Genomic DNA, 25,981 nt, shown 5'->3' on the forward strand with positions numbered 1-25,981 from the left:
TTTTTCTCCTTTTCTTACCAAGGTTGTGTTGTAGGTCCAACAGTAAACTCGCTGACGTTAACATCTTCAGGTTGTTCAAGAGCAAAAGCAACAATGCGAGCAATTGCCTCTGGACTAATCCCATATTGTTCATAAAGAGCTGTCATTCCTTCTGCTGCTTCTTTGTCAGTGATTGTATTCAGTAACTCAGTATTTATAGCAGCCGGATAAATAGTAGCTGTCCGAATATGAGTTCCTTCTTGAGCAGATTCCATTCGGAGTACCTCCATTAATTCACGAACCGCCCATTTTGTTGCCCCATAAACACCACCATTGGGATATGCTTTTAGGCCAGCAACTGAACTCGTTGTGATAACATGTCCTGATTTTTGAGCTGTAAATTCAGGAAGTACAGCAGCGAGCCCATTAAGTACACCTTTTAAATTAATATCAACCATATTTTCCCATTCTTCAACATGCAGAGCTGATAAAGGGGAACTTGGCATGATTCCTGCATTCAAGAAAATAGCATCAATTTTGCCAAAATTTCCTTTCGCATATTGTACCAACTTTTTATTATCTTCTGGATTAGTTACATCTGTAACTTGATAGATTGCTTGTCCACCAGCCTTTTTAATTTTATCAGCCAGTTCCTGCAAACGATTTTCACGTCTTGCTGCTAAGACAATTTTTGCTCCTTTTTTAGCAAGTAATTCAGCAGTTGCTTGGCCAATACCGCTTGATGCTCCTGTGATTAAGACGACTTTGTTTTCAATATTGTTTGACATTTTTTCTCCATTCATTTTTAACTTCTATTTTTATTATATTCCTTGAAGTTCACTTCAAGTCAACTCAAAAGCTTCATATCACTTTATCTTTTCGATGATTTATTATAAAATATTTTTTACCTGCCGTGAAATGCTTTTTACATCAATAATTATGCTTTTTAAGCATACTATATTAAATTAAAAAAGCTTCGTTTAATTACGAAACTTTTTTAATCAAATTTATTTTACCTTCTTGTTCAAAATCAAAGTATAGAAGACAAAATTAAGCAAAGCAAGACAAAGGAAAAACATAAATACATGTTGAGTTCCTGTTGTTAAATTACTTGATTTTGTTGCAATAAGACTAGCTGTAGCCGTTCCTGCTGACGCTGCAAATTGAGAAGTTGTAGTAAACCAAGCATTACCAGAGGCAGCTTTATCATGAGGAAGTTGAGCTAAACTATTGGTCATGGTTGTTGCAAAACTTGAAGAACGACCAATAGTGAAAATAACATAAAGTCCCATCACACCTAGTAAAGTCAGATTCTTTGTAAAAATCGTTAATAAAACAAGAGCGATAAAGAATACAGTATTTCCACTATATAAAATCCCCTTGGCCCCTTTGCGGTCATAAAGCGCACCAATTGGACCTTGAGCTGCTGAACCAATTAATGAACCAGGCAATAAAGCAAAACCTGCTAATGTACTTGTAGCTCCTAGTGAAACCTGTAAGAAGTTAGGAATGATAAAGTTAATTCCCAAATTGACAAATTGTAAAATACAATAAACAAGGACAGATAAAGTGAAAGTTGGGCTCTTAAAAACATTGATATCAATAAAATTCAATGGACTTGTTTTTGAACGCCAAATGAAAGCAATTAACCCCAAGATAAAGACTACTAACCAGATCCATGAAAAATGATCACTTGAAAGTGAATCTAAAGCTAAAAGAGCGCTGGTCATTACTAGTGACAAGAATATAAAAGCAATAAAATCAAATTTTCCTGGACGTATTTTTTCACTTTTCTCAATGGCCCAAGCCCCTAAAGGAAAGAGACAGATTGGGATAATCAAAATAATTGCAAAAATCATTCGCCAACCTAAAGTTCCTGTTAAAAGTCCACCATAAGTTGGTCCAAGTGCTGGGGCAATACTCAAAATCATCCCAGCAAAACCCATCCAAAGTCCTACTCTCTCACGTGGAATTTTAGTTAAGACAAGATTAAACATCAATGGAATTGCAATACCAGTTCCGATTCCTTGTATTAACCGTCCCGCCATTAAAATAGTAAAATTCGGAGAAATTAAACTCAGTAAATCTCCAAGGGTAAAAAATATTAATCCTGAAAAAAATAAAGTCCTATTTTGAAAACGTTGACTAATATATGAACTTGTCGGCATAACAATCGCAACAACTAATAAATAAGCGGTTGTTACCCACTGAACCGTACTCAGCGGGAGACCGAAGGTCTTTTCAAGAGTTGGAAACGTAACATTCAAACTTGTTTCTGCTAGTATCCCCATAAAGGCCACAAGGGCCACGGCGACAATTGAAAAGCGCGTTTTCGCGCTAATTTTATGATTGCCTGTATTTGTTTCTAATTCTGTGTTCATTCTTTTCCTTTCTGCATGCTAAAATTATTAAAAAATTTTTCAACTGCAGCAATCTCTTCTGCTGACAAACCCGCCAAAGCTTTTTGATTATGACCTTGGATATATGTTCTAATTTCAGGTAAATATTGTTTGCCTTGTTCAGTTAATTCAACCGATTTTTGACGAGCATCTGTTGGGCTCGCTTTTCTCTTAATCAACTGACGTTTTTCCATACGTTGCAAAATTTCCGTTGTTGTAGAACGTCGGATATTAAATTCTAATTCAATCATTGTCTGACTGATTTCTTTTCCTGAGTCTTCTTCACTCTGGTTGCCAAGAAAATCTAATATTGACATTTGCTGACCGGTCAAATCAAATTGAATTGCAAAATTATCAAATTCTCGTGACATTTGATTGCTGGCAACTTTTAAAAGTCGACCAATTGCTTCTTTTTTCGTTCGCATACGAATTATTATAACACAATCTTTTTTGTTCGTCAACGAACTATATATGAATTTTTATCAATCAAAAAATTACTGACAGCTCTGTCAGTAACTTTTTGATTAATCTAAATTGCCAAATCAAATTTTAATTGAGGTTTTACTGGTTCATAGTCCACTAGCTCAAAATCTTCAGGTTTGATGTCGAAAAAGTTTGTTCCGTCAGGAACATTAAGCACCAAACGGGGCTCTTTTTCAGAAGCTGTTCGCTTAACTAACTCATTTGCTTGTTCAAACTGATTATCATAAATATGCAAATTATTTACGAAATAGAAAAATTTTCCAACTTTCCAAGAAAAATGTTTGGCAATCATCATTTGCAAAGCAACATATTGCATGGCATTGATGTGATGAGCCACAAGCATATCATTTGAACGTTGGATGAGTGTTGCATCCAAATAAATCTGACCATCTTTTTCTCGTCGGACATCAAACATTGTTTGGAAAGCACAAGGTAAAAGTCCTTCGGTTTCCTCAAAATCGTCATATTGCCAAAGATTGATGATATTGCGACGATTCCAAGGATTTTTAGCTAGCCCATCCAATATTTTTCCAATAATATTATATTTTTTGACCGTTGCCCCATAGCGTTGTCCAATCGTACCGTCGCCAATTCCCCATTCGCCCCAGTATTTGACTCCATATTTTTCTTCAAGAACAGCAAGTTCACTTGTTTGATCTTGATAAATCCACATCAATTCTTTAATTGCCGATTTAATTGGAATTGGACGCAAAGTAGTAATTGGAAACTCACCTTTTTGCAAATCATAAGTAACGAAAGAGCCTGTAATATATTTGCTATTCGCCGTTTGACCATCCTTATACTTAGGACGTGCATTTTCTGATAAAACACCATTATCAAGGATATTTTGGATATTTTGTTTAAAAATCTTGTCTGCGTAAGTCATGAATCTTCCTATCTTTTTATTCCTTTCATTATAACACAGTCTGCTATTTTGATTCAATAGCATTTATCAAATATTTACTTGTAAAAAATAAGATACTAATTTGTATTCTTTCTTCTATTATCAAGAATATCAGGATAGAGTTTTCGCAATTTTCTCGCTGACAATAGTGCAAAAATAGCAGCTAAAAATTGTAAGATAAGCGTCACCAATCCCAATAAGACTCCCACCGCTAACTCCAAAAGATTATGCGCCTGATTTGCAAAAATAATCAAAACAACACCAATAACACTCAAGATATTAAGACCATATACTAAAATCGAAGCAATACTTTTTATTTTTAATTTATGATTTTGGGTATGAAGCGCAATCGCATAAATTAAAATAATTAAACCAAAACCTAAAGTTAAATATTGGTCTGTAATAATTTTTGTTATTAGTAGCAAAAAAATGATGAATACAGCGATAATCCAGATTCCAAGAAAGATATTATATTTATATGCTTTTTGAATCACTTCTTTTTCTTTATTTTCGTCAATCTCTTCTTTCATTTTTCAATTTCCTTTCTCTTTTCTAATTCTTTAATCGCTAGACTTCTAAATTTTCTTGCTCTACTGATATAAAACCAATAAATATAGACAAGCATATTGACAAGAATTAAATCACTAATATAGATTAACCAAAGTTCTATATCTCCTGATTCAGTATAAGTTCCACCTAATGTTATACCTATTCCTCCAAAAATCAGAACACAGATTATGAGGATATTTCCAAATACCTTGTCCTTGATTTTATAAAGTTTTTCTAGTCTTTTTATATCTTCTACTTTTTCAAAATTTCGATAATTAGTAAATTTTTCTGAAAGATATAAGCTCAACCATGCTATAACAAAAGATAGAAGTAATAAAATAGTCGTCGTCAAAATTGCCCATTTTACAGGAGAAATCTTGGGAGAATGGCTTTCTACAAAATTTACCGTGGAAGACTGAAAAACTGATGATAAGATTGCAAAAGTTACTTTGCCCATGCCTGTTATTTTTTTATTACTCTTTATAAATAGTTCTTTATTTTTATAATTATAGCCATATCGCTCATCCGAATTTCCACCAATATCAACAATAATTTTATTTCTATGTTCTTCTTTCATTTTATTTCTCCATAGATATCAATGTCCAGAGTCAAAAGATTCCTTCTTTTTTCATCTTCCTAAGTAGTTTGTAACGCTTAGGAATTGTTATGATGAATGTTGTTGAAATTGAACTTAAAATCATCATTACGACAAGGGCAACTAAAAACATGACATTAGTATAATCAATAAAATAAATTGACATAACTACCATTACCAGAGGCGCAATCCAAGCAACTACGTAAAATATTGATGCCCTATAAATCCTATTGAACAGATAAGCATCATATGATTTATCAATCTTTTTGACAATTAGTCTACCACTAGAGATTATCCTTTTGCTTCTTTTAATTTGATAAATTGGCAGAAAAATGGAGGAAATAATGATGATAAGCCACATTAATAGTACAACTATAAATTTATTTTCAGGGTTAATCATAAGAATATTTCCTTTAAAAATTATTCCCAAAACAGTGGCTATCGCCCCAGATACACCCACCAACTGAGGAACATTAATTGTTTTTTGTTCTGAATCGGTAAATAATCGGTAGGTTTCAGTATCAATAAAATAATCAACACCCTCATTTGTCAGTAGAAATATTTTTTCTGAATTTTCCATTACCATTTTCTCCGTTTAAACCAATATCAACCATATTTTTATTTCTGTATTCCTCTTTCATTTTTTTCCATAGACATCATGTTCAGAGTTAAAAGATTCCTTCTTTCTTCATTTTTCTAAGAAGTTTGTAGCTTTGTGGAATATTCAGAGCAAAAGGAACCGCCAATGAGCTGAGCATTGTTGCGAGTATCATACAGACGAAGAACAACATATTACCATTTCCTACAAAATAGAAAGAACCCATAATCATTCCTATAGGGGCAAGAAAAGTGATCGATAATAGATAGCTCGCCTTATAACTTCTGTCCAATAGCCCCTTATCCTCTTTATTTCTCTTTTTTAAAATTAACTTTTCGCCCATATTTATCTTTTTCTTCTCTCTTATCACTAAAATTGATAATAATATGGCCGAGGGTATTGCAATTCCCCACATAATGGCGAGAATTATTAGATTGTTTCTTGGATTTTCAAAAATATTATTTCCCTTGGATACAATCCCCAAAATTGTCGCAATACTTCCAGAGAATGAAACAAGTTGTACCCCAGCGGCTGATTTGCTATTAGGCGAAGAACGGGTATATAACTGATAATTTTCTACATTGATATAGTAATTAACCATATTTTCAGTACGAAGATATATTATTTTAGTTTTTTCCATTACCATTTTCTCTTGTTTTTTTCTCCCATTTATCAACAATCCTTTCTTTTTTAATTGCCAAAATTAAATATGGAAAGAGTAAAGTGAACAGAAAAAATACAATACCATATAGAATAAACAGTCTAGGTTCTGAAGTTGTAACATATAGTCCTCCAAATATTGGAGTTAAGATTAAGAAAAACAAACAGATTAATATAACTATCCTAATATGCTTTTTCACTTCTCTAAGTATCCTCAACTTTTTTTCGGGCACCAACACAATAGCTTTGTATTTCCAAGCTTTTAATCCTCTATCCAAGTCTTTAAATCTTGGATAATCAAACATTCTCTCAACAAAATATAAAAGAGAAGTGATAAGAACTGTTAAAATAACCATTCCTAAAACTAAAGATATTTTTACCAGATAAGTTGGTGAAGAAATAATCGATTGTGCTAACACTCCAAGAACAGTTGCTAGAATCCCTGAAAATTGAGCAAAATTTTTCCTCTGATTTGAAGAAGAATTATTAATCTCAGTTTTTATATAAAAAAGCTGAAAGGTCTGTGTATCAATGTAATATCTCTTCCCAACTTCTTCATATAAAAATTGTTTATGAGAATCAAAGATAGAACTTTTCTTTTCTATATTTACCATTATCTACCTCCTTCTTTTTTTAATTTTATCGTAAATAAAATCAAAACCAACACCAAGAGCCGCACCTATTCCAATTCCAATAATTGTACCAACCCCAGGAGCAAGAGCAGTCCCAAGCATTCCTCCAATTTCTTCTGCAACATATTCACCTGCTACATCTCCCACCGCACTCAGTCCAGCATGAACAGCCGTTTTATTTAGAGCATCATTTGCATCCTCTCCCGATACAATCTGTGTCCCATAGTCCACAAAACTACTTATTTGCCAAGGAGCAAATCGTGTCACATTTTTTAGGCTTTCTCCCAAACTAGAAGACCATACACTTTCTCCAAAATTCAAAAGTGAGTTATCTTCTTTATCCGTGGAATAATTTACTTTAGATGAATTATTCCCACCTTCTTCTGCTACAAGTTGAGCTTCTTTAGAATAATAAGCAGATTGTGGGACATAATTTGGATAGTAAGCTCCGCTAGAACTACTATATCCACCTGATGAATAAGCATAACCTCCAGAGTAAGAGTAGCCTCCACCATAGCCATAACTATCATAAGTTGGTGCATAATAAACAACTGGCGGAATATAATTCGGCACATACTCGTAACCATTGGCATAATAAGTCGTCGCATAAGGATTGCTCGTGTTGTAATAAACAATCGGTGGAACATATTTGTAGTAAACGTTTAGCGTTTCATCAGTTTTCGGATAAAGTCCAGACCGCGTCGTGCTTCCTTCGATATAGTAATTGCCAAAGTTATAAGGCACATTGACCGAATAAGAATGTCCATAAAGCCCCGTGGTGGATTCTTGACCGAGATAAACCCCGTCCATACCATAGTAATCATAAGTGACGGTACTTTGGATATGATAATAATCACTAACATTTATCGTGTTTCCTTTGGTCGTTTGGTTTTGCCAACCGTATTGATAATGCGGAAAATTACTTACTGGAACATTCCAAGAAACATTTGGAAACCAGATAAATTGATGTTGGGGAACGATAAGCTGATTGTTTTCGTCCGCATCATAATAGTTGAGATAAACAATATCACGAACTTGGGTCACCAAATGTGCTTGAAGCGCTGAACCAAAGAGGTCATAGCGAACCCCTTGCGAATATTGATAAGAATCTCCACTACGAGCGGGTGCTGGACTATAAAAATCATAGTCAAAGTTTGACAGAAAACCGACACCCAGATAACCGCCATAAGGGAGACTAGCTTGACCGTTCAAGTCGGTATCAGGAATTGTTGTATCATAAATAATACTAGAACTATCTGTCGCAAGGTTAGTGGTCTTTGGAATGACCGTTAAAAGGTTGGCAAGATTGGTTTTGACTCCTTGTGCCATATCAATATCCGTTGTGATAAAAGAGGCGAGAACAGGGATTTGAAAATTCGTATGATGTACGACGATTTGATAATTCAGATTGACATTATTTGCCCCGTAGTAGAGGGCGACAATCGAGTTTCCGTCAGAGTTGGCAATATTTTGTTCGCCTGTAAAAGCGAGGCCAATCGGACAATCGGACGTACTTTCTGCGGGGGCTTGCCAGCTTGATTCATCTGTTGAGATGACTTTGTAGATCAAATCTAGATTGGTTCCGGCTAGGGTCCTTCCAACATTAGTAATTCGTCCAGAATCCCCGGCGTTCATAGTATAGCTCGTTGCCGGCGTCGTTGGACCGTCAGTTAAACCAAAGTTTTCGGAGCTTATTTGACCCGTTGCTTGACCTTTGACTGGAATAACCTGCGTATTGTCCGACCAATGGAGTCCGTCTGGGGTCAGAAAATTATTGGGAACAAGATTATTAGCCTTGATTGTAATATTGATACCATCTAGCGTGGATGGTCCTGTAATGTCATTGGCGACTGAACCGGTCGCAGAAATCGAGCTTATGACAGGGTCTTGACCATTGGCTTGGCTGGCAATTGAACCATTTGTGAGAGCAGGATTTATGATTGTTCCGCTCGCCGATAGGCTTGAAGCAATTGTGACATTTGCTTTTGGTGAATCAAGAGGAACACTTGGGGCTTTTGAAGTTGAGGCCTTTGAACTCAATGAAGCTGAAACCTCTGAAGAATTAGAGCTTGCTTCTACACTTGAAGTCTGAGCCGAACTGGTTGAAGATGATGAAACTGAACTGGCGCTTAGGGTTGTGCTTGCCTGCGAAGTTAGTGAGTTTGCCTCTTTAGTTCGCGTTTCTGCCTGTGAACTCCCTGTATTTCCTTCGGTTGTCGAATCAGACGCGGCAAGAGAAGAATTTACAGTTGGATTGGTGACAGCTTCTGTTTGGTTTGGTGGGGTAACAGCCGAATTTTCATCAGCCTTTACTGCTAAAGGGTGACTAGTCACTAACAAACTTAAAAGAATTCCAGTGCTAAGTAACCAAAATTTACTTGATGACTTCATCTGAAAGTGCTTTTTCTGATTTTCCAATGCAAAACCTCCTTTTAGTGAATATTTTTTGTTTTCTGATTATTTAATATTATACGCTTAATTAGAAACTTTGGTAAAAATAAAGTAACCGTTTTAACTTAATTTAAAAACAAGACTTTTAGAATACAAAAAAGCCCACCAACTTTGGTAGACTTTTGATTTATTTACTATTTTCTTATTTATCCCTCTGAAATTCTCAATAGAGATTTAATTGCTGTACGTTGATCCATTGCTTCATATGCTTTTTGAATTTCATCTAAGCTAAATTCTGCTGTAAAGACACGGCCTGGATTAATCTCCCCACTTAAAACTGCTTCAAGTAAGATTTCCTTATCCCAGCGTGCGACAGAGGCTACTCCCCCTCCAAGTTGGATATTTTTCCAAAAAAGAGAATCAATCCATTCATTGTAATCAACATCATGAGGAACTCCCACACGACCTACTCGCCCTCCTGCTCTTACCGCTTGAAAAGCAGATTCAATTGCTTGTTTTGTTCCGACACATTCTAAGGCAGCATCTGCACCATAACCATTGGTTAAGGACATAATTTTTTGAATCGCTTCTTCACCACGTTCAGCAATAATATCTGTTGCACCAAAGTCACGCGCAAGTGCTGCACGGTCTTCATGGCGACTCATGGCAATAATCCGTTTTGCTCCTAAAAGTTTAGCTGAAATCACTGCACAAAGTCCAACCGCTCCATCACCAAAGACAACCACTGTATCACCTTCATGGACATCTGCTGCTTTAGCTGCATGAAAACCTGTAGGCATGACATCAGCTAAAGCCGTCAATGAAGCCAACTGGTCATCAGAATAATCACTTGGTTGGCCCGGGATTTTGACAAGTGCACCATCAGCATTAATCGCCCGATAGAATTCTCCTTGATAGCCGCCATTCACACCATCTTTTGCATTTGGACAATTGGCTTCAAAGCCAGCCAAACAAATTGGACAGTGTCCACAACCGTGCGTAAAGGGAACAATGACAAAATCTCCTACTTTAAAGTTTTTAACTCCGGTGCCTACTTCTTCAATCAGACCAATAGCTTCATGCCCTACCGGTCCAGGTTGACGTTCAGAAATCCCACGGAACCACCATAAATCGGAACCACATACGCAGGCACGAACAATTTTTATGATAGCATCTGTTTCTTTTATAAGTTGCGCTTTAGGAAATTCTCTAACTTCCATTTTATTTTTTTCGACAAAATAAGATGATTTCATTTTTTACTTCCTTTTCTTTTATTGAATTCATTATAAAATGAATTTTACTTTTTTTAAAATACTTTTTTAAAAACTCCTTATGCTCTTAAAGCATAAGGAGAACTAAGGGCTTATATAATGCCACCAACTCCTCGACCAAAGAGTTTGCTGTTGGAAATTTTTTGATAAAATTCAGCAACCTTTGGTGTAAGATTATAACGTAATGCCAGTGGTCTTAAAGTGGCTTCTAATTTTGCTAATTCGTCTGCAAGTTGACCTTGATTCTCTAATTGAACTTTCGTATGAAGCAAACACTGGCGTTCCCAGTCACGAATATTTCGGTCTAATATAAGATTATAGAGTTCATTTAAAATTTCTTCTTTTTCAAATGTTTTATTCATGACCTCATTATGCCACGAATTTATTTCTAAGGCTACTAAAAACGCTTACGATTTATAAATTATCGTTTTTTAGTCAAATTCATATTTGGGTAGTTTTTGAGAATTCTGCGTAAATTATAATGTTTTAATTTTAGAGGTTTATTTTTAAGTAATTCTAATACTTTTATCCGATTTGCTGCTGTTTCATGGTTTGTAAAGAGATGTTTAAGACGAAATTCTTTGATTGTTGCATTTTCTTTGTCAGAATCATCAATCATAGCCAAGACTTCTTTCTTGGTTGAAATCGTAAAAATAAATGTTGAAATAAGGTCAGCCAGAAAGATAATTAATATCAAAATCACGCCCCAACTGTGGGTTAATTCATTAAAATCATGAATCCAATTTTGAACAGGCGGATTAACTAGTTTAATTAAAATAATACAACCTACACCCCAAAATAATGAAACGGGAACAGCTACTCTTCCTTCAATATTGAAAGGAAGGGTTGAGTAGTCCCATAACTTCATATTAAAGAATTTCTCTAAAATCCAACTTCCAATGAATTCAACTACTGTCACAATCACAATCGTATTAAGATAAAGGCTGAATAAATTTCCGGTATCTGGAACTAAAAGTAAAACGGCAGAGACGCCAAAACCATAAACAGGGCAATAAGGGCCTAATAAAAAACCTCTAAAAACAAAATGCCTGTCTTTAAATGAGCAATAAAATGTCTCCCATATCCAACCAATAAAAGAATAAACGATAAAAGTCATAAAAATTTCCATATATTTCTCCTTGTTTGTTTAATCTTTTACATTATATCATCTCTTTTAGTAATTTTTAAATTTCATTTATAAGATAAGAAAAAAGCTGTTTAAATTCAGCTTTTTATGATAATTTTTTATAATGATTTTAATTTTCCATGGAAATCGGCAATTGATTGATAGCCTTTTTTATCCATAATTTCTTCTAATTCTTTAATGATTCTATCAAAAATTGTAGGGCCTTCTTTGTGTAAAGCTGTACCAATTTGAAGCATTGTAGCTCCACATAAGAGGTGTTCAAAGGCATCTTGTCCTGTTTCAATACCACCTGTTCCAATGATTTGAATTTCAGGTTTGAGTCGAGTATAGAAAGCACGAACATTTGCAAGCGCTGTTGGTTTGATGTATGCTCCACCAATTCCACCAAAACCGTCTTTAGGCTTAATAACTACGCTTTCTGCTTCTGAATCAATAAAAAGTCCATTCCCAATACTATTGACTGAGTTAACATAAGTCAACGGAAATTGATTGAGGATTTCTGCCATGATATCAAAATGAACGAGGTCAAAATAAGGAGGAAGTTTTACACCTAAAGGCTTTGTGAAGAAGGTAAAAACTTCTTTTAGGAGTTTTTCAGTGGCTTCAAAATCATAAGCAAGCTGTGGTTTCCCAGGGACATTTGGACAAGAAAGGTTCAATTCTGTAATTCCTGAAAAATTACTTTCTTGAATTTTCTTAAGCATAGCGATATTTTCGGCTGCGCTCATACCAGCAATGGAAAAGAAGATTGGCGCTTCTTGAGTCTTTTCTTTTTGATTTTTTAAAACGTAATCTAAGTAGTAATCAAAACCTAGATTGGGCAAGCCCATAGAATTAATTGAACCTAATTCTAAATCAACATAACGTGGGAGTGGATTACCTTCTCTTTTTTCTAATGTGGAACTTTTGGTGATATAAGCCCCTGCTTGAGAGGCTTTTAATTCTTCTAAATCCTCAGTCGTCATACAATGCACTCCTGAAGCGTTCATGAATGGATTAGCGAATTCCGCATTTGCAAAAGTTGTTTTTAGCATTAAAAAATCGTTCCCCTTTTCTATTTTTAACTATTCTATCACAAAAAAGTCAAATTCAAAATTTTTAAAGTTCGAGTCAAATGATGAGGTGGCATTTTTTTCACATGATATAATTAAATTAGAGCAAATGGAGGTGTAAAATGAGTACAGAACGAGCTATTTTTGCTGGTGGTTGTTTTTGGTGTATGGTTGAACCTTTTGAAGAACGTCCAGGTATTTTGGCTGTAACTAGTGGTTATACTGGTGGACATATCGAATACCCTACTTATGACCAAGTCCTCTCAAAAGCTTCTGGCCATACGGAAGCAGTTGAAATTTTATTTGATAATGAATTGATTTCTTATGATGAACTATTAGATATTTATTGGTCATTGATTGACCCCACTGATGCTGACGGACAAATTTATGACCGAGGGGCAAATTATCGTCCAGTGATTTTTGTTGAAAGTGAAGAACAAAAAATTGCTGCTCAAAAAAGTAAAATTGCCTTAGAGAAATCTGGAATTTGGGATAAACCAATTGTTGTTCCGATTGAAGAGGCAAAAACCTTTTGGCCAGCCGAAGAATATCATCAACAATACTATAAAAAAGATCCTAAACGTTACCAAGCGATGCACAAAGCGCGTGAACGTTATTTAGCCTTACAACGTTTTAAAGGAAAATTTAAATTTTTAAGAAAAAACACTAGATAACTAGTGTTTTTATTTTATATTTGGCCAATCTTTACCAAACCATTCTTGGTATAGGTCTTCCACAATTTTGACAGTCTTCATTGTCATTTCTGGGGAAAGTTTTTCACTTTTTTTCTTGCCCTTACTGATGAGTTCAGCAATTTCATCAATCTCATAGCTAAATTCACTTGGCATTGGATGAGAAAATTCTTCAACCGTTCCATCCTTTTTAATAAGACTGGCTTGGTTTGATTTCCAATAATTTGGAACAGAAATTTCTCCTTTTTCACCATAAATAATAAATGTATTTGCTTTATCTAAGCGCGTGCTAAGTGAGATATTAATCATAATTTCTGCTTTTTTCAAGAGAATTTCGTAATCTAAATCTGCTTTATTTTCTTCAGGAGACCAATAAATTCCTTTTGCTGCATCAAAACCTGTTCCAAATAAGAATTGTAGGACAGAGAGTGGATAGCTGGCATGCATGATAAAAGCGCCACCGCCTTCTTTTAAATCTAAGGCCCAACTCTCACGATTAGTGTGAGGTCTGAAATCATTAATTGCAAGACGAGATATTTTACCAATTTCATTGGTATCAAGCCATTTTTTGATTTGGGACACCACAGGTAGAAAAACAGATTTTTGAGCTTCCATCAAAAAAAGATTTTTTTCATTTGCTATCTTGAATAATTCCTGACTTTCTTCAAGAGTCAAGGTAAATGGTTTTTCTAGAAGTACATTTTTACCTGCTTCTAAAGCCATTTTTGCTTGAGGATAATGTTGTTTATTGATGAGAGGAATATAGATTAAATCAATTTTTGCTGCATTTACTAAGCTTGTATAATCATCATAAACTTCTGGAATTCCTAATTCCAAAGCGGCTTTTTGTGCTTTTTCTTTATTTCTGGCAGCAATCCCAATAACTTTAGCTTGACCACTCTCTTTTACACCTGCTACAAATCTTGGAACAATTTTTGCAGCACCCATAATTCCGATTTTTAACATTTGGCTTCCTCTTTCGTCTCTAGGTTTAAATACCAATAATCACGGTATCTACGGTTTCAACTCCTGCAGTGGTAACACGGACTCTGGCCAGATTTTCTACTGTATTAACATCAAAAAATCGTTCCCCACTGATATCGTTTTGAATGATTTTTACAGTTGCTTCAGCCGGAAATTTTTGTAAGGTTTCAATAAGTTCTTGTGTTGTCATAATGTTCTAGTCGGCCCTTTCTGATAGATATTCCCAACGTTCATATTTTTCTTCAAGTTCTTTTGTTTTGTTGTCTAGTTCTTTTTGTAAGTCCAGTAGGAGTTCCGTATTAGAACCATTTTCATTCATTTCTGTGTCAATCTCAGAAATTCGCTCTTCGATTTCAGCAATTTGACTTTCAATGGTTTCCCATTCTTTCTTTTCCATATAGGTCAGTTTCGTTTTGTCAGTATTTTCAGTTTTGTCAGTACTTATTGGACTTTCAATTTTACTGACAGCTTTGTCAGCAGATTTTTCTTCCGTTTTGACAGCTAAATAGTCACTGTAAGCCCCAAAATAATGATTAATTTGTCCATCTTCAAAGGCAAGTAATTCGTTGCTCACTTTATCTTGAAAATAGCGGTCATGAGAAACTGTCAAAACAGCACCCGGAAAAGAGCCTAGGAAATTTTCAAGTACAGTTAAGGTTGCAATATCCAAGTCATTGGTTGGTTCGTCAAGCAAAAGCACATTGGGTTGTAATAATAAAATTTTAAGTAAATAGAGTCGTTTTTTCTCACCACCTGAAAGTTTAGAAATCAGTGTTCCATGACTACTTCTTGGGAATAGAAACTGCTCTAATAAATTTACAATTGAAATATTTTCACCGCTGCTGTTATGTGCAGCAGATGCAACTTCTTCAAGAAAGTTAATCATGCGTTTATTTTCATCAAGTCCACGAATTTCTTGACTGAAATAACCAATTTTTACTGTTTCACCAATTTCCAAAATCCCGTCAGTTAGTGCTAGCTCACCGTCAATGATGTTGAGTAAGGTCGATTTTCCGACGCCGTTATCACCAACGATCCCCAAGCGCGCGTGCCCTTGAACGACTAATTCAAAATCTTTAAAAATTGGTCGGTCAGGATAAGAAAAAGCTGCATTTTTAAAATTAATTACTTTTTTTCCTAGACGACTGCTCGCAATGTTGAGTTCTAAATCTCCTAGATTTTTACTAGTTTTCATAGAATCTTTAAGGTCTTCAAAGCGATCAATCCGTGCTTGTTGTTTTGTAGCACGCGCTTGAGGTGATTTACGAATCCAAGTTAATTCAGATTGATAAAGTTGTTTTGCCTTGTGACTTGCTGCGGCTTCTCTTTCCTCATCTTCAGCTTTTTTCGCAAGATAATCTTGATAATTTCCTTGGTATTCTTTAAGTCCCGCATCTTCCAGTTCAAAAATTCGTGTTGCAACATTATCTAAGAAATAGCGGTCGTGCGTGACAAAAAGAACGGTTCTTCGAGAATTTTTTAGATAATTTTGCAACCAAGCGATGGTTTCAACATCGAGGTGGTTGGTTGGTTCATCAAGTAATAATAAATCGGAATCATTGACTAAAGCTTGAGCCAATTGAACCCGTCTTTTTTGCCCACCTGAAAGGCTTCCGATTAGAGTGGCAGGGTCAGGAAGTTGAAGTTTAGTCAAAATTGTTTTGACATCTGCTTCTACTTGCCAAGCATTCAAAGCATCCATTTCTGATTGGGCACGTTCTAACTTAGCTAAATTTTCATAGTCTAAAAGAGCTGCTTCGTAATTTTTTATTGCTCGCATTTGCGGAAGCGAATCATCTAAGACTGTATCTAAAATTGTAGCATTTGGATTAAAATCAGGTTCCTGAGTAAGATATGTAATTTTATAATTTTGTGGATGATCAAAGGGCGTGCGGTCTCCATCAAATCCTGAAAGTCCTGAAATAACATTCAAGAGCGTTGTTTTACCCGTGCCATTAACTCCCAAAAGACCAATTCGGTCAAGGTCGTAAATGATAAAGTTGATTTTGTTGAAAACCGTTTTTTCTCCAACTGATTTACTTAAATTTTGTGCGATGAAGTCTGCCATTTTTCGTCCTAATTTCTCTTATATTACCTTTGATTATACCACAAAAAAGCCTGTCAGTAATGACGGCTTTAATTTTTTACTGATAAAAAGCTGGATAGTAAACTACTTATTTCTGTCAGTATTTTTTTACTGACAGATTTCATTTGATGAGCTGTCAGTATTTTTTTTACCTTCACGAACATCAAAAGGATGTACAATTTTTTCCAGTTCTTTTAAATAAAGTTCAGCCTGATTGGTCAATTGAAGTTCACTTAGTGAGATCCAACCAATCTCAATATTATCTTCCACTGCTAAGGGAATAGCTACAATATTGTCACCATTCAAGTCTTGACTGACAATTCCAGTTGAAATTGTATATCCATTTAATCCAATCATCAAATTGAAAATGGTGGCTCGGTCTCCTACTTTAATGTCTTTTTTAGCATAAACCGTAGATAAAATTTCTTCTGAAAAATAGAAAGAATTGTGTTCTCCTTGTTCATAGGATAGGCGAGGAAATTCTTCTAAATCTTCTAATGTTACAAATTTTTTATGAGCTAAAGGATTTGTTGAACTGACAAAGATATGAGGCTCCGCCAAAAAAAGTGGATGAAAAGTTAATCGATTTTCTTTTAAAATCTTATCCATAACATTTGCATTGTATGAATTTTTATAAAGAATTCCTAACTCACTGCGCAGTGACTTTACATCTTCAATAATTTCATAAGTTCTAGCTTCTCTCAGAGTATATTCGTATTCTCCAATCCCCTGACTTTCTGTTTTTTTGACCATATTGACAAATGCATTCACCGCAAAAGCATAATGCTGGGTCGAAATCGCACAAAGTTTTCGAGAGGGCTTTCGGTCCAACCACCGTGTTTCCAATAAATCAGATTGTTCTACAACTTGTCGTGCATATCCCAAAAACTCTGCACCATCAGCTGTCAGCGAAATTCCTTTACTTGACCGTTGAAAAAGGGACAAATCAACTTCCGCTTCAACATCTTTAATCGCCTTCGACAATGAAGGTTGTGTAATAAAAAGAATTTCAGCAGCTTGATTAATTGAACCAACTCTGGCTACTTCAATAAAATATTTGAGTTGTTGTAAACTTATCGTCATTCCTTTTTCCTTATTTCATTTTTGACCTTGAAACTTTGATTCTATTTTTCAAAATTTCTGTCAGTAACTTTTAGATTCAATGACAGAATGTCAAACCTTATTTTTTACTGACAAGAGCTTCTAAGGCTTTGATGGCACTTATGATTTTTTCGTCAGTAACTTTTGAATCAATCAAATGATAAGATTCTACAGGACTTGCTGCAAATTTTGCTACTGCTTGCAATTTTTCTAAATCAAATTGTAAATTAATTTCTGCTAGAGAAGCAGGTAAATTATTTTCCTTGTAAAATGGCAAGAGTCTTTCAATTTCTGAAATATCTCCCGTATAAGCCAATTGTACCAAGATACCATAAGCGACTTTTGAGCCATGCAAAATAGGATGTGTTTCTGAGCAAAGTGATAGGCCATTATGAAGCGCATGAGCTCCTGACATCCGTCCATAAGTCCCGGCGAAACCTCCAACCGTTCCCGAAAGTTCAATGATTGTATCAACAATTCGCCCAAAAGCTGGCGTCACTTTCTGTTCAGCCAAATCATTAAGTGCTACTTTAGAATCAGCAAATAATATTTTAAAAATTTCCTTTGCACTCGCAAATCCCAAACGAACTGAAGCTGAAAGTTCTTCCTGTGAAACCTGACGAACGATTCCTTCCATTTCATACCATTTGGCGAGAGTATCCCCGATTCCAGCAACAAAATAATCATGAGGCGTTGCCAATAAAAAATCGTAATCAACTAATGTCAAATAGCTCACTTTATTTAAATAACCAACTTTATCAAAAGTATGGTCAGGGTGATAAAGAGCTGCAACCGGTGTGTAAGGAGCACAATTAGAAACCAACGTCGGAATAATAATTAACTCACAGTTTAGCTCCTGGGCTACAACTTTACAAGTATCAATCAAACGCCCTCCGCCAATTGCAAGAAGGCCATCGGATTGACCAATTTCTTTGGCCAGTTTTTTCCCATTTTCGATAGAGGCCGAGCCATCATAATGAAAAACAGGATAACTTAAGTCTTTAGGATAAAAATCTTGAAAAACCTGAAAAGATTTTTCCCCAGTAATTATCGCAAGTTTATTAAAAGGCGCAAGATAGCTTTCTAAATCTTGCAAAATTCCTTGACCACTCACATATCTATTGGCTCCGGGACGTACTTCTTCTGAGATATTCATAATTTTCCTCCTAATTAAGTAATTATTAGAATATTCTATCACTTAAGAATCAAAAAAACAACATTTAACTGAATAAATGTTGTTTTTCTTGTAAAATATAATTTTAGGCACTATAATTCAACGTTTTGATGACATTCCCCTTATCATCAGCCAAATCAACTTGCAATTTAGGTTGAGCAACCCCAGCTTTTTTCATTGAATCTAACACCTTATCCGCTACTTCTTCAACTTGGTCACCACTTGCTAATAAAAGGGCGCCAACGGTTGCTTTATTGAGTTTAGAGGATTCCAATGTGTAAGTCACTTTAGAGTCGGTGCTCGTTGCTTTTGCTGAACTTATCATTCCTTGTGATTGACTCTTAATTACATCTGCATTTTCATTTAATTTTGTGGCAATAGCTGATGGTGTTGCCGATCCCATTTGGCTCACTGCATCGGTCACACTAGCTGAGTCTTCTGAACTTCCTGAGCTTGGTAAAAATTTAGCAGCAATATTATCGGTTTGACTTGAAATGACTTGCCGACCAATCATGACTACTCCAAAAATAATTAAAGCAAAAAATATAACAATGGATAATAAAATCGCAAAAATTTTACCTCCTCGGCCTTTTCTCACTTTTTTACTTTTTCTAGAATTCATTTCTTTCCCTTTTCTATTTTTGAGACTTATTTAGTATTATACCATTTTGTACTTTAAAGAAAACTAAAAAAAGTAGTTTTTCAACTACTTTTTTACAATTATTTTTAAACTAAATTAGTCATTAAAATCAAAACGTAATTTCATATTAGCTGAACCAAGAACGACCATACGTCCCAAAAGTTCCGTTTGTGCTTTAAACGCCGTCTCTGCTAATTTTTCATTTGCCTGAGTCAAATAAGCAATTTTATCTTCAGCTGTTTCAAAATTCTTATCTGTTTCATTTTGAATTTCATGGAATTTTGCCATGGTATTTAATTCAAAAGTATTTCGTAAATCAACAAATAAATCATAATTAGAATCACCAAGAACAGCTGTTGTTGCGCTCAACCAGTACATATTTGTTGGGTCATATTCTCCCTTAGCATCACGATAAGAAGCTGGCGTATCATTAATTGCAGTGTAGAATGGTACAACATGATTGAAAGTGTTTGCTCCAAATGCAAGCCATTGAACTCCTGCTAATTCATCAGGAACATTATTTCTAACTTGCAAAATATGAACACTATGATTACGATTTATTCCGATTGGACGGAAAAGTTTTCTTTCCTCTGGACTATTTGTTGTGCCGTAAGGGTCATATTTTGTATTTTCAAAATGACTTGATAAAACAAATTTCACATCTTCAACAGTAATTTTTCGACTGGCTTCACAAATGAATGGAAGTTCTTGATTTTGTGGATTTTCAGATGGATTTCCTAAGAAGTTTTGACCATACCAAGTCCGTGGATTATTATACACAGAATCCTTGATTGAAGATGAACCAAAGATATGACGTAAATTATAATGACTTTCATAACCTTCAAAATCAGGATTTAGATGATTTTCGTCAATTAATTGTTTCAAATCACTTGAACACATATAATCATCATTATCAAATTTGAATTCATCAATATTCATTCGGTTTGGCGCTACAACATAAGAATCATCAGGAATACGAACTGCTGCCCAATGATGCCCACCGATAGTTTCTAACCACCAAACTTCTTCGTTGTCAGCAAAAGCAATCCCATTTGGCTCATAAGTTCCATAAGTCTTAAGTAATTGTCCCAAACGCTCAACTCCCTCGCGAGCACTTTTAATGTATGGCAAAACAAGTGTTACAAGGTCTTCTTCACCCATCCCATTTTCCACATAAGGGTCAAGACCCAAGATTCTTGGATTAGTAGTAATCGTTTCTGTTGCAGACATCGCAACATTGGCACTATTAATCCCAGCTGCTGGCCAAATTCCTTCTTTCAAAACCGCATTTGGTGTTGAAGTATAACGTAATGGATTTTCAGGTAAATCTAATTCTAAACCAGATAAAACAGCTTTATAATGACGAGGTTGTTCTTCAGGTTGAATCACAATAAAGCGTTGTGGATCCAAAGCTTCGTGTCCGTCATCATTACGAGCAATCATGGTTGAACCATCAATTGACGCTTTTCTTCCCACAAGAACTGTTGTACATGAGCCTTTACGGCGATTTTCAATTTTCATTTATTTCTCCTTTATAATCTATAGAATACATTACTTAGAAACCAAGAAATTGTATTTATTCTAAATACTAAACTTCACTTGGTTCTCTGTCAAAATTTCTGTCAGTAAAATTTAATCAGAGCATTTTTTTTACTTCTGCAAAAATAGCAGCCTGATCATTTTTCAATTCATTTTTGACAATTTTTTCTTCAATAATTTTTAATATTTTGCCAAGTTCTGGACCAGGTTTAAGCGAAAATTCTTCCATTAAATCTTTTCCAGCAATGACAATCTCTGATTTATCATGAATTTGAAGTTGGTTATTGATAGCCACAGCTTGATTTCTATCAATCTTCAAACCATAAGCCACTTTCAATTCATCAACCAAAAGTACTTTTTCTAAACCGAAATGATAAAGACTCATCAAATCCCAAGAGTCAAATTCATAAGCTGATACAAGGTCTGCCACAAATTTTGCAAATTCATTGGACACTTTCCATTTTCGTAAAAATGTTTTCACATCAACATTTGAAAATCTGGTCAGTAAAGCTGCCCAGGCTTGCTCAGAATTCTGAAAATGGAAATCTACTGACAAGTCTGTCAGTACTTTTTCCAAGGCCGAATCTTGCAAATCTGGTAAATATTTATAAGCCCCTGATTTAAGCAGCAAGGTCAAACCATTTCGCCAATCCTGACCTAATAACAACTTATCAAATTCAATAAAAATTCGTTCAACTGAGATTTTTTCCAGTAAGTGAGCCGACTCACACATGGCTAAAAAAGTTTTATTTTCAATTTCAAAATCTAAAGTTGCTGCGAATCGCATGGCCCGCATAATCCGTAAAGCATCTTCATTAAAACGTTCCAAAGCACTGCCAACCGCTGTTAACCTGCGTTCCTTCAAATCCGTTAGTCCATCAAACAAATCAATAATTTGCCCATTAACATCACAAGCAAAGGCATTGACCGTGAAGTCACGACGTTTTAAATCCTCTCGTAAATCTCTGACGAAATCCACATGATCTGGTCGTCTGTAATCTGTATATTTTGATTCTGTCCGAAAAGTAGTAATTTCATAATGTTCAGCTTCTGATTTTCCAGCTAAAACAAGTACTGTCCCATGTTCGATTCCCACATCAATGGTATAAGGAAAAACATCCTTAATTTCCTCTGGATATGCGCTTGTTGCAATATCCACATCGTGAATCTCTCGCCCAAGCAATATATCACGTACAGAACCTCCCACAAAATAAGCTTCAAACCCATGATCGATTATTTTTTCTAAAACCGGCTTGGCCTGTACAAACTCCTCGGGTAATTTTTCTAATTTCATATCTATTATTTTATCATTTTTTAAACAAAAACGGGGCATAGCCCCATTGTACACCTTAAAATTTTACTGACAGAAAGTTTAAGCAGAGCTGTCAGCACTTTTAGCTCTCATTAATTACTGTCATAAGCTAGTTCTTAAGCTTTGCCCTTTATCATTCACCTGTGAATTTGTCTGACGCTCTGCCAGATTAACCCAAGCAATCCATCAGTAATTTTATCCTATTGTTCTTCTAAATTAATCCAGTAACGACAAATTTCATCACCATCAATATCTACAATATTTTCCAAAATTCCCCCATTTGCTTCAATACTTTTACGGCTCGCCAAATTTTCTTTGTCAGCAGAAATCATTACCTGAGAAATTTTACGTTTCCGGTATTTAGGAAGAGCGAATCTGACCATTTCTTCAGCATAATGATGTCCTCTAAAATCAGGAGCCACACCATAACCAATATGACCTCCCCATTCTAACAAAATCCCCTTTTCAATTTGCCAACGACAAGAAATTTCACCAACGATTTGCCCATTAATAAAGGCAAAATATTTAGTTGCTGTTGACCAGTCGGGATTTTCAGCGAAAGTTTCTTCTCTATAAATTTTTTCCACATAGTCCGAAAAATTTTCCAAAGAAAGCTCCGCATAAGCTTTAACGGCATCGATTTTAAAAGGGCTTGTATCTGTTGCCCAATTGGCAATATAAACCATAAAAGCTTCTGCATCGCTTAATTCTAATCTACGAATCTCTAATTCACTCATAAAATTCCCCACTAATCATCCAGTCACAATCTATTCCGTCAGTAAATATTATAAATCCAAAAAGTGTTCCAAACCATATTTTAACTCAGATACCGTCATTACCTTACGAATTCCTAAAGCAATACCAGTCATGAAACTTGAACGGTCATAAGAATCATGGCGTAAAGTCAGCCCCTCACCTTTTGAACCAAAAATAACTTCTTGGTGAGCCACCAAACCAGGTAAACGAACCGAATGGATTCTCATTCCTTCAAGATCGGCACCACGAGCACCAGCTAAAGCTTCCTTTTCATCCACTGCCCCTTGATGATGAGCCAAACGTTCCTCAGCCATCAATTCTGCCGTCTTCACAGCGGTCCCAGAAGGAGCATCTTTTTTTCCGTCATGGTGTAATTCAATAATTTCCACATCTGGGAAATATTTGACAGCCTGCTTAGAAAATTGCATCAATAAAACCGCACCCAAGGCAAAATTCGGTGCAATAAGACCACCCAATTCTTTTTCTCTAGAGAACTTAATTAAATCTACCACTTCATCCTCAGTAAATCCAGTCGTTCCAACTACTGGTCTAAAGCCATTTTCTAAAGCAAAATGCGTGTTCTCATAAGCCACTTCAGGAGCTGTTAAATCTAGCCAAATATCAGCATCAAATCCAATCAAATCCTCTTTTCGATTAAAAACAGGAACTCCAAACGCTTCAGAGACTTCTTCTTTCTTTCCCAATAAAGCCACAAGTTCAAAATTTTGAGCATTAAGAATCATTTGTACCGCAGTAGCTCCCATTTTCCCACGAAATCCAGCAACAATCACTTTAATTTTATTCAATTTCATCCCCCATTCATTTATAAAGAAATTAGTATTTTATAGAAGTAGCTATTATTTTTATTATTCAGAATATTCATTTTCAGACAAAAGCACGCAAAAACGTGCTTTATTTTTTAGGTGAAATACCATAAGCCACTGTATTCAAGCCCAAATGAGTTGCGATAACAGGCCCAAAAGTGACGATTTCAACATCATCAAAACCTTGAGATAAAGCATAATCGTATAATTCTTGTGCTCGTTCTTCAGCTCTAGTATGAATAACATAAACTTTGTATGCCAAAGGATCTTTGGCGTCTTTTAACAAAAGTTCCTTCATCCGGCTCATCGTTTTTTTCACAGTCCGAACTTTTTCAAAAACTTCTACCTTACCTTCAGTACTAAAAGTTAGCACAGGCTTAATATTTAATAAAGTTCCGAGCACAGCCGCACCATTAGACAAACGTCCACCTTTTGCTAACCAATGCAAATCATCAACAAGCATATAGGCACGGTCACCATCTCTTTGTTCTTCAAACTTTGCGATAATTTCTTCAAATTCGACATCAGCTTCTGCCAAATCCAATACTGTTTCCACCATATACCCCAAAGGACTTGAGGTAATAAAAGTTTCAGGAAAGACTACTTTCATTTGCTCATATTCACTTTGTAAGTAAAAGATATTTTGGTAAAAACCAGAAATTGCTGCTGGTAAGAATAGGCCTAAAACATGAGTATATCCTTGTTTTTCTAAGTCTTTTAAAAGGCTATCAAGTTCAGCGACACTAGGTTGTGATGTTTTAGGTACTTCTTGGGCCTCCGCCATAAGGTCGTACCATTCTTCATGAGAAATTTTTTGCAAATCATAATCCACTCCATCAATGGAAATTGGAATATCTAAGACAAAAAGATTTTCGTAAGTTTTATATTTTTCAGCAAAATCCGCCGAAGAGTCAGTAATAACAGCTAATTTCATAAATTCTATTCTATTAATTAAAATTCCAAGTTTATTCCAGGCTGGTCTAAAGCAACCTCAGTTGTTTCATAGACCAAACGTTTAAGAAGTTCAAACAAAGGCGCCGCAAGTTGAGCTAATTCCTCTTGTTCAAGTTCTTCTTGTTCTTTAATAATTTGTCCACGTACATAGTTCAATTGACTCACAAAACCAGAAAGTACAATATTATCCAGTACAATCAAGTAAGTCAAAACAGCGTGAATACCAGTATCACCTTCACCAAGTTTTTCAAGTTGTTCTTTTGGAACAAGTTGAAATTGAACATTTAGATTAGTCTCAGGTGTTCCATTTTCTTTTTCCCATTCATAATTACGAGCATCATAATGAAATTGGTTGACAAATTCTTGTTCTCGTTCAATCGTTAAAGCCATTTTAAAATCCCCTATTTTTTATTATAAATTTAGTCATATCCAGATATGAACAATAAGAACAAAGATTTCATCATTCAACTTTAAAGGATATTCCCCAATATTCAACTAAAATCTTAACACTACTTCATTCTACCACATCTTGAACATTTTCATGCAATAATTGTAGCATTTTTAGTTCCTCATCATTGGCCTCATATTTATCTAATAAATCTGGACGACGTTCTAAGGTCTTTTTCAAAGATTCTTTTAACCGACATTTTCGGATATTTTCATGATGACCACTCAATAACACTTCTGGAACTTTCATTCCTCTGAAATCTTCTGGGCGAGTATATTGCGGATATTCTAAAAGTCCACTAGAAAAAGAATCATCTTCATGACTAGCCGCTTTTCCTAAAACACCCGGTATTAAACGCACAACCGCATCAACCATTACTGTTGCTGCAACTTCTCCACCAGTTAAAACAAAATCTCCCAATGAAATTTCATCCGTCACCAATGTTTTAATACGTTCATCGTAGCCTTCATAATGTCCGCAAATAAAAATTAATTGCTTTTCTTGAGATAATTCTTCGGCCATTTTTTGGTCAAATTTTTTCCCAGCTGGGTCTAAAAGAATAACACGCGCAGGTTTTTCAGACTTCTGAGGTATTTTATCCATTGTGTCAAAGATTGGCTGTGGCATTAATAACATCCCTTGACCACCACCATAAGGCATATCATCAACATGACGTTGTTTATTCGTTGCATTTTCCCGAAAATCATGTGTATGTAGCTCCAAAATACCTTTATCTTGAGCTTTACCTACGATTGACTGATTAAGTGGGCCAAACATTTCCGGAAAGATACTTAAGATATCAATTCTCATA

Annotated in this window: 28 protein-coding genes; 1 reads left to right on the forward strand and 27 read right to left on the reverse strand. The window is 35.2% G+C overall.

The window, feature by feature from the left end; genetic code table 11:
- Nucleotides 1-14 precede the first annotated feature (14 nt).
- The 14 genes from QJV49_RS02630 to QJV49_RS02695 all read right to left on the reverse strand — a co-directional run bounded on the left by QJV49_RS02630 (nucleotide 15) and on the right by QJV49_RS02695 (nucleotide 12,642).
- Nucleotides 15-767, reverse strand: a complete 753-nt coding sequence (locus tag QJV49_RS02630) for an SDR family oxidoreductase (protein ID WP_225512768.1) — start codon at nucleotides 765-767, stop codon at nucleotides 15-17.
- 219 nt (nucleotides 768-986) lie between these two features.
- Nucleotides 987-2,360, reverse strand: coding sequence for an MFS transporter (locus QJV49_RS02635; RefSeq protein WP_225512769.1), 1,374 nt, complete (start codon nucleotides 2,358-2,360; stop codon nucleotides 987-989).
- A complete protein-coding gene (locus QJV49_RS02640; protein WP_225512770.1) occupies nucleotides 2,357-2,803 on the reverse strand; it encodes a MarR family winged helix-turn-helix transcriptional regulator in 447 nt (148 codons plus the stop codon). The genes QJV49_RS02635 and QJV49_RS02640 overlap by 4 nt, the downstream gene beginning before the upstream one ends.
- 104 nt (nucleotides 2,804-2,907) lie before the next feature.
- Nucleotides 2,908-3,747, reverse strand: a complete 840-nt coding sequence (locus QJV49_RS02645) for a thymidylate synthase (RefSeq protein ID WP_225512771.1) — start codon at nucleotides 3,745-3,747, stop codon at nucleotides 2,908-2,910.
- A gap of 95 nt (nucleotides 3,748-3,842) precedes the next feature.
- Nucleotides 3,843-4,295 (reverse strand): hypothetical protein, encoded by a 453-nt coding sequence (locus tag QJV49_RS02650; RefSeq protein ID WP_225512772.1) that lies wholly within the window; start codon nucleotides 4,293-4,295, stop codon nucleotides 3,843-3,845.
- Nucleotides 4,292-4,891: a hypothetical protein gene (locus tag QJV49_RS02655; RefSeq protein WP_241891794.1), complete on the reverse strand. Its 600-nt coding sequence runs from the start codon at nucleotides 4,889-4,891 to the stop codon at nucleotides 4,292-4,294. The genes QJV49_RS02650 and QJV49_RS02655 overlap by 4 nt, the downstream gene beginning before the upstream one ends.
- Before the next feature lie 31 nt (nucleotides 4,892-4,922).
- Complete coding sequence (locus QJV49_RS02660; protein ID WP_225512109.1) at nucleotides 4,923-5,489, reverse strand: hypothetical protein; 567 nt, start codon at nucleotides 5,487-5,489, stop codon at nucleotides 4,923-4,925.
- A gap of 88 nt (nucleotides 5,490-5,577) precedes the next feature.
- Nucleotides 5,578-6,147, reverse strand: coding sequence for a hypothetical protein (locus tag QJV49_RS02665; RefSeq protein ID WP_051880132.1), 570 nt, complete (start codon nucleotides 6,145-6,147; stop codon nucleotides 5,578-5,580).
- Nucleotides 6,134-6,781 carry a hypothetical protein gene (locus tag QJV49_RS02670; RefSeq protein ID WP_003130008.1) on the reverse strand — a complete coding sequence of 216 codons (648 nt, stop codon included), beginning with the start codon at nucleotides 6,779-6,781 and terminating at the stop codon, nucleotides 6,134-6,136. Before QJV49_RS02670 ends, QJV49_RS02665 begins: the two co-directional genes overlap by 14 nt.
- A gap of 3 nt (nucleotides 6,782-6,784) precedes the next feature.
- Nucleotides 6,785-9,217, reverse strand: coding sequence for a cell wall anchor protein (locus tag QJV49_RS02675; RefSeq protein WP_241891797.1), 2,433 nt, complete (start codon nucleotides 9,215-9,217; stop codon nucleotides 6,785-6,787).
- A gap of 179 nt (nucleotides 9,218-9,396) precedes the next feature.
- On the reverse strand, nucleotides 9,397-10,443 hold the full coding sequence (locus QJV49_RS02680) for a zinc-dependent alcohol dehydrogenase family protein (protein ID WP_225512107.1): 1,047 nt from the start codon (nucleotides 10,441-10,443) through the stop codon (nucleotides 9,397-9,399).
- A 110-nt stretch (nucleotides 10,444-10,553) separates the two neighbouring features.
- On the reverse strand, nucleotides 10,554-10,823 hold the full coding sequence (locus tag QJV49_RS02685) for a bacteriocin immunity protein (RefSeq protein WP_225512106.1): 270 nt from the start codon (nucleotides 10,821-10,823) through the stop codon (nucleotides 10,554-10,556).
- A 59-nt stretch (nucleotides 10,824-10,882) separates the two neighbouring features.
- Nucleotides 10,883-11,590, reverse strand: coding sequence for a putative ABC transporter permease (locus QJV49_RS02690; RefSeq protein ID WP_225512105.1), 708 nt, complete (start codon nucleotides 11,588-11,590; stop codon nucleotides 10,883-10,885).
- Nucleotides 11,591-11,706: 116 nt separating this feature from the next.
- Nucleotides 11,707-12,642, reverse strand: coding sequence for a dihydroorotate oxidase (locus tag QJV49_RS02695; RefSeq protein WP_225512104.1), 936 nt, complete (start codon nucleotides 12,640-12,642; stop codon nucleotides 11,707-11,709).
- Nucleotides 12,643-12,782: 140 nt separating this feature from the next.
- On the opposite strand from QJV49_RS02695, the gene msrA reads away from it, so the two are divergent.
- The gene (msrA, locus tag QJV49_RS02700) at nucleotides 12,783-13,334 is read left to right on the forward strand and encodes a peptide-methionine (S)-S-oxide reductase MsrA (protein WP_017864746.1); all 552 of its coding nucleotides are present in this window, start codon (nucleotides 12,783-12,785) and stop codon (nucleotides 13,332-13,334) included.
- 9 nt (nucleotides 13,335-13,343) lie between these two features.
- Here the strand turns inward: msrA and QJV49_RS02705 are convergent, their stop codons facing one another.
- The 13 genes from QJV49_RS02705 to trmD form a co-directional block, all read right to left on the reverse strand.
- Nucleotides 13,344-14,318, reverse strand: coding sequence for a Gfo/Idh/MocA family protein (locus QJV49_RS02705; RefSeq protein WP_225512103.1), 975 nt, complete (start codon nucleotides 14,316-14,318; stop codon nucleotides 13,344-13,346).
- A gap of 25 nt (nucleotides 14,319-14,343) precedes the next feature.
- Complete coding sequence (locus tag QJV49_RS02710; protein ID WP_021722729.1) at nucleotides 14,344-14,526, reverse strand: hypothetical protein; 183 nt, start codon at nucleotides 14,524-14,526, stop codon at nucleotides 14,344-14,346.
- A gap of 6 nt (nucleotides 14,527-14,532) precedes the next feature.
- On the reverse strand, nucleotides 14,533-16,404 hold the full coding sequence (locus QJV49_RS02715) for an ABC-F family ATP-binding cassette domain-containing protein (RefSeq protein WP_225512102.1): 1,872 nt from the start codon (nucleotides 16,402-16,404) through the stop codon (nucleotides 14,533-14,535).
- 126 nt (nucleotides 16,405-16,530) lie between these two features.
- A complete protein-coding gene (locus QJV49_RS02720; RefSeq protein ID WP_225512101.1) occupies nucleotides 16,531-17,505 on the reverse strand; it encodes a LysR family transcriptional regulator in 975 nt (324 codons plus the stop codon).
- Between the two features lie 97 nt (nucleotides 17,506-17,602).
- The gene (locus QJV49_RS02725; RefSeq protein WP_225512100.1) at nucleotides 17,603-18,679 is read right to left on the reverse strand and encodes an iron-containing alcohol dehydrogenase family protein; all 1,077 of its coding nucleotides are present in this window, start codon (nucleotides 18,677-18,679) and stop codon (nucleotides 17,603-17,605) included.
- Between the two features lie 103 nt (nucleotides 18,680-18,782).
- Nucleotides 18,783-19,319 (reverse strand): hypothetical protein, encoded by a 537-nt coding sequence (locus QJV49_RS02730; RefSeq protein WP_225512099.1) that lies wholly within the window; start codon nucleotides 19,317-19,319, stop codon nucleotides 18,783-18,785.
- 114 nt (nucleotides 19,320-19,433) lie between these two features.
- Nucleotides 19,434-20,858 carry a C69 family dipeptidase gene (locus QJV49_RS02735; protein WP_225512098.1) on the reverse strand — a complete coding sequence of 475 codons (1,425 nt, stop codon included), beginning with the start codon at nucleotides 20,856-20,858 and terminating at the stop codon, nucleotides 19,434-19,436.
- 115 nt (nucleotides 20,859-20,973) lie between these two features.
- Complete coding sequence (locus QJV49_RS02740; protein ID WP_225512097.1) at nucleotides 20,974-22,170, reverse strand: CCA tRNA nucleotidyltransferase; 1,197 nt, start codon at nucleotides 22,168-22,170, stop codon at nucleotides 20,974-20,976.
- 218 nt (nucleotides 22,171-22,388) lie between these two features.
- Nucleotides 22,389-22,925, reverse strand: a complete 537-nt coding sequence (locus tag QJV49_RS02745) for a GNAT family N-acetyltransferase (RefSeq protein ID WP_225512096.1) — start codon at nucleotides 22,923-22,925, stop codon at nucleotides 22,389-22,391.
- A 48-nt stretch (nucleotides 22,926-22,973) separates the two neighbouring features.
- The gene (gene dapB, locus QJV49_RS02750; RefSeq protein ID WP_225512095.1) at nucleotides 22,974-23,756 is read right to left on the reverse strand and encodes a 4-hydroxy-tetrahydrodipicolinate reductase; all 783 of its coding nucleotides are present in this window, start codon (nucleotides 23,754-23,756) and stop codon (nucleotides 22,974-22,976) included.
- 100 nt (nucleotides 23,757-23,856) lie between these two features.
- Complete coding sequence (locus tag QJV49_RS02755; protein WP_225512094.1) at nucleotides 23,857-24,702, reverse strand: DegV family protein; 846 nt, start codon at nucleotides 24,700-24,702, stop codon at nucleotides 23,857-23,859.
- 17 nt (nucleotides 24,703-24,719) lie between these two features.
- On the reverse strand, nucleotides 24,720-25,112 hold the full coding sequence (locus QJV49_RS02760; protein WP_015426726.1) for a DUF1149 family protein: 393 nt from the start codon (nucleotides 25,110-25,112) through the stop codon (nucleotides 24,720-24,722).
- 124 nt (nucleotides 25,113-25,236) lie between these two features.
- The gene (gene trmD, locus QJV49_RS02765) at nucleotides 25,237-25,980 is read right to left on the reverse strand and encodes a tRNA (guanosine(37)-N1)-methyltransferase TrmD (protein ID WP_281449175.1); all 744 of its coding nucleotides are present in this window, start codon (nucleotides 25,978-25,980) and stop codon (nucleotides 25,237-25,239) included.
- Between the last annotated feature and the right edge of the window lies 1 nt (nucleotide 25,981).

This window comes from Lactococcus sp. NH2-7C, assembly GCF_029953655.1.
Classification (GTDB): Bacteria; Bacillota; Bacilli; order Lactobacillales; family Streptococcaceae; genus Lactococcus; species Lactococcus lactis.

Excerpts from the sequence above, each read along its gene's own strand:
- QJV49_RS02630 (WP_225512768.1), bottom strand. The coding sequence starts at position 767 with ATGTCAAACAATATTGAAAACAAAGTCGTCTTAATCACAGGAGCATCA.
- QJV49_RS02635 (WP_225512769.1), bottom strand. The coding sequence starts at position 2,360 with ATGAACACAGAATTAGAAACAAATACAGGCAATCATAAAATTAGCGCG.
- QJV49_RS02640 (WP_225512770.1), bottom strand. The coding sequence starts at position 2,803 with ATGCGAACGAAAAAAGAAGCAATTGGTCGACTTTTAAAAGTTGCCAGC.
- QJV49_RS02645 (WP_225512771.1), bottom strand. The coding sequence starts at position 3,747 with ATGACTTACGCAGACAAGATTTTTAAACAAAATATCCAAAATATCCTT.
- QJV49_RS02650 (WP_225512772.1), bottom strand. The coding sequence starts at position 4,295 with ATGAAAGAAGAGATTGACGAAAATAAAGAAAAAGAAGTGATTCAAAAA.
- QJV49_RS02655 (WP_241891794.1), bottom strand. The coding sequence starts at position 4,891 with ATGAAAGAAGAACATAGAAATAAAATTATTGTTGATATTGGTGGAAAT.
- QJV49_RS02660 (WP_225512109.1), bottom strand. The coding sequence starts at position 5,489 with ATGGAAAATTCAGAAAAAATATTTCTACTGACAAATGAGGGTGTTGAT.
- QJV49_RS02665 (WP_051880132.1), bottom strand. The coding sequence starts at position 6,147 with ATGGAAAAAACTAAAATAATATATCTTCGTACTGAAAATATGGTTAAT.
- QJV49_RS02670 (WP_003130008.1), bottom strand. The coding sequence starts at position 6,781 with ATGGTAAATATAGAAAAGAAAAGTTCTATCTTTGATTCTCATAAACAA.
- QJV49_RS02680 (WP_225512107.1), bottom strand. The coding sequence starts at position 10,443 with ATGAAATCATCTTATTTTGTCGAAAAAAATAAAATGGAAGTTAGAGAA.
- QJV49_RS02685 (WP_225512106.1), bottom strand. The coding sequence starts at position 10,823 with ATGAATAAAACATTTGAAAAAGAAGAAATTTTAAATGAACTCTATAAT.
- QJV49_RS02690 (WP_225512105.1), bottom strand. The coding sequence starts at position 11,590 with ATGGAAATTTTTATGACTTTTATCGTTTATTCTTTTATTGGTTGGATA.
- QJV49_RS02695 (WP_225512104.1), bottom strand. The coding sequence starts at position 12,642 with ATGCTAAAAACAACTTTTGCAAATGCGGAATTCGCTAATCCATTCATG.
- msrA (WP_017864746.1), top strand. The coding sequence starts at position 12,783 with ATGAGTACAGAACGAGCTATTTTTGCTGGTGGTTGTTTTTGGTGTATG.
- QJV49_RS02705 (WP_225512103.1), bottom strand. The coding sequence starts at position 14,318 with ATGTTAAAAATCGGAATTATGGGTGCTGCAAAAATTGTTCCAAGATTT.
- QJV49_RS02710 (WP_021722729.1), bottom strand. The coding sequence starts at position 14,526 with ATGACAACACAAGAACTTATTGAAACCTTACAAAAATTTCCGGCTGAA.
- QJV49_RS02715 (WP_225512102.1), bottom strand. The coding sequence starts at position 16,404 with ATGGCAGACTTCATCGCACAAAATTTAAGTAAATCAGTTGGAGAAAAA.
- QJV49_RS02720 (WP_225512101.1), bottom strand. The coding sequence starts at position 17,505 with ATGACGATAAGTTTACAACAACTCAAATATTTTATTGAAGTAGCCAGA.
- QJV49_RS02725 (WP_225512100.1), bottom strand. The coding sequence starts at position 18,679 with ATGAATATCTCAGAAGAAGTACGTCCCGGAGCCAATAGATATGTGAGT.
- QJV49_RS02730 (WP_225512099.1), bottom strand. The coding sequence starts at position 19,319 with ATGAATTCTAGAAAAAGTAAAAAAGTGAGAAAAGGCCGAGGAGGTAAA.
- QJV49_RS02735 (WP_225512098.1), bottom strand. The coding sequence starts at position 20,858 with ATGAAAATTGAAAATCGCCGTAAAGGCTCATGTACAACAGTTCTTGTG.
- QJV49_RS02740 (WP_225512097.1), bottom strand. The coding sequence starts at position 22,170 with ATGAAATTAGAAAAATTACCCGAGGAGTTTGTACAGGCCAAGCCGGTT.
- QJV49_RS02745 (WP_225512096.1), bottom strand. The coding sequence starts at position 22,925 with ATGAGTGAATTAGAGATTCGTAGATTAGAATTAAGCGATGCAGAAGCT.
- dapB (WP_225512095.1), bottom strand. The coding sequence starts at position 23,756 with ATGAAATTGAATAAAATTAAAGTGATTGTTGCTGGATTTCGTGGGAAA.
- QJV49_RS02755 (WP_225512094.1), bottom strand. The coding sequence starts at position 24,702 with ATGAAATTAGCTGTTATTACTGACTCTTCGGCGGATTTTGCTGAAAAA.
- QJV49_RS02760 (WP_015426726.1), bottom strand. The coding sequence starts at position 25,112 with ATGGCTTTAACGATTGAACGAGAACAAGAATTTGTCAACCAATTTCAT.
- trmD (WP_281449175.1), bottom strand. The coding sequence starts at position 25,980 with ATGAGAATTGATATCTTAAGTATCTTTCCGGAAATGTTTGGCCCACTT.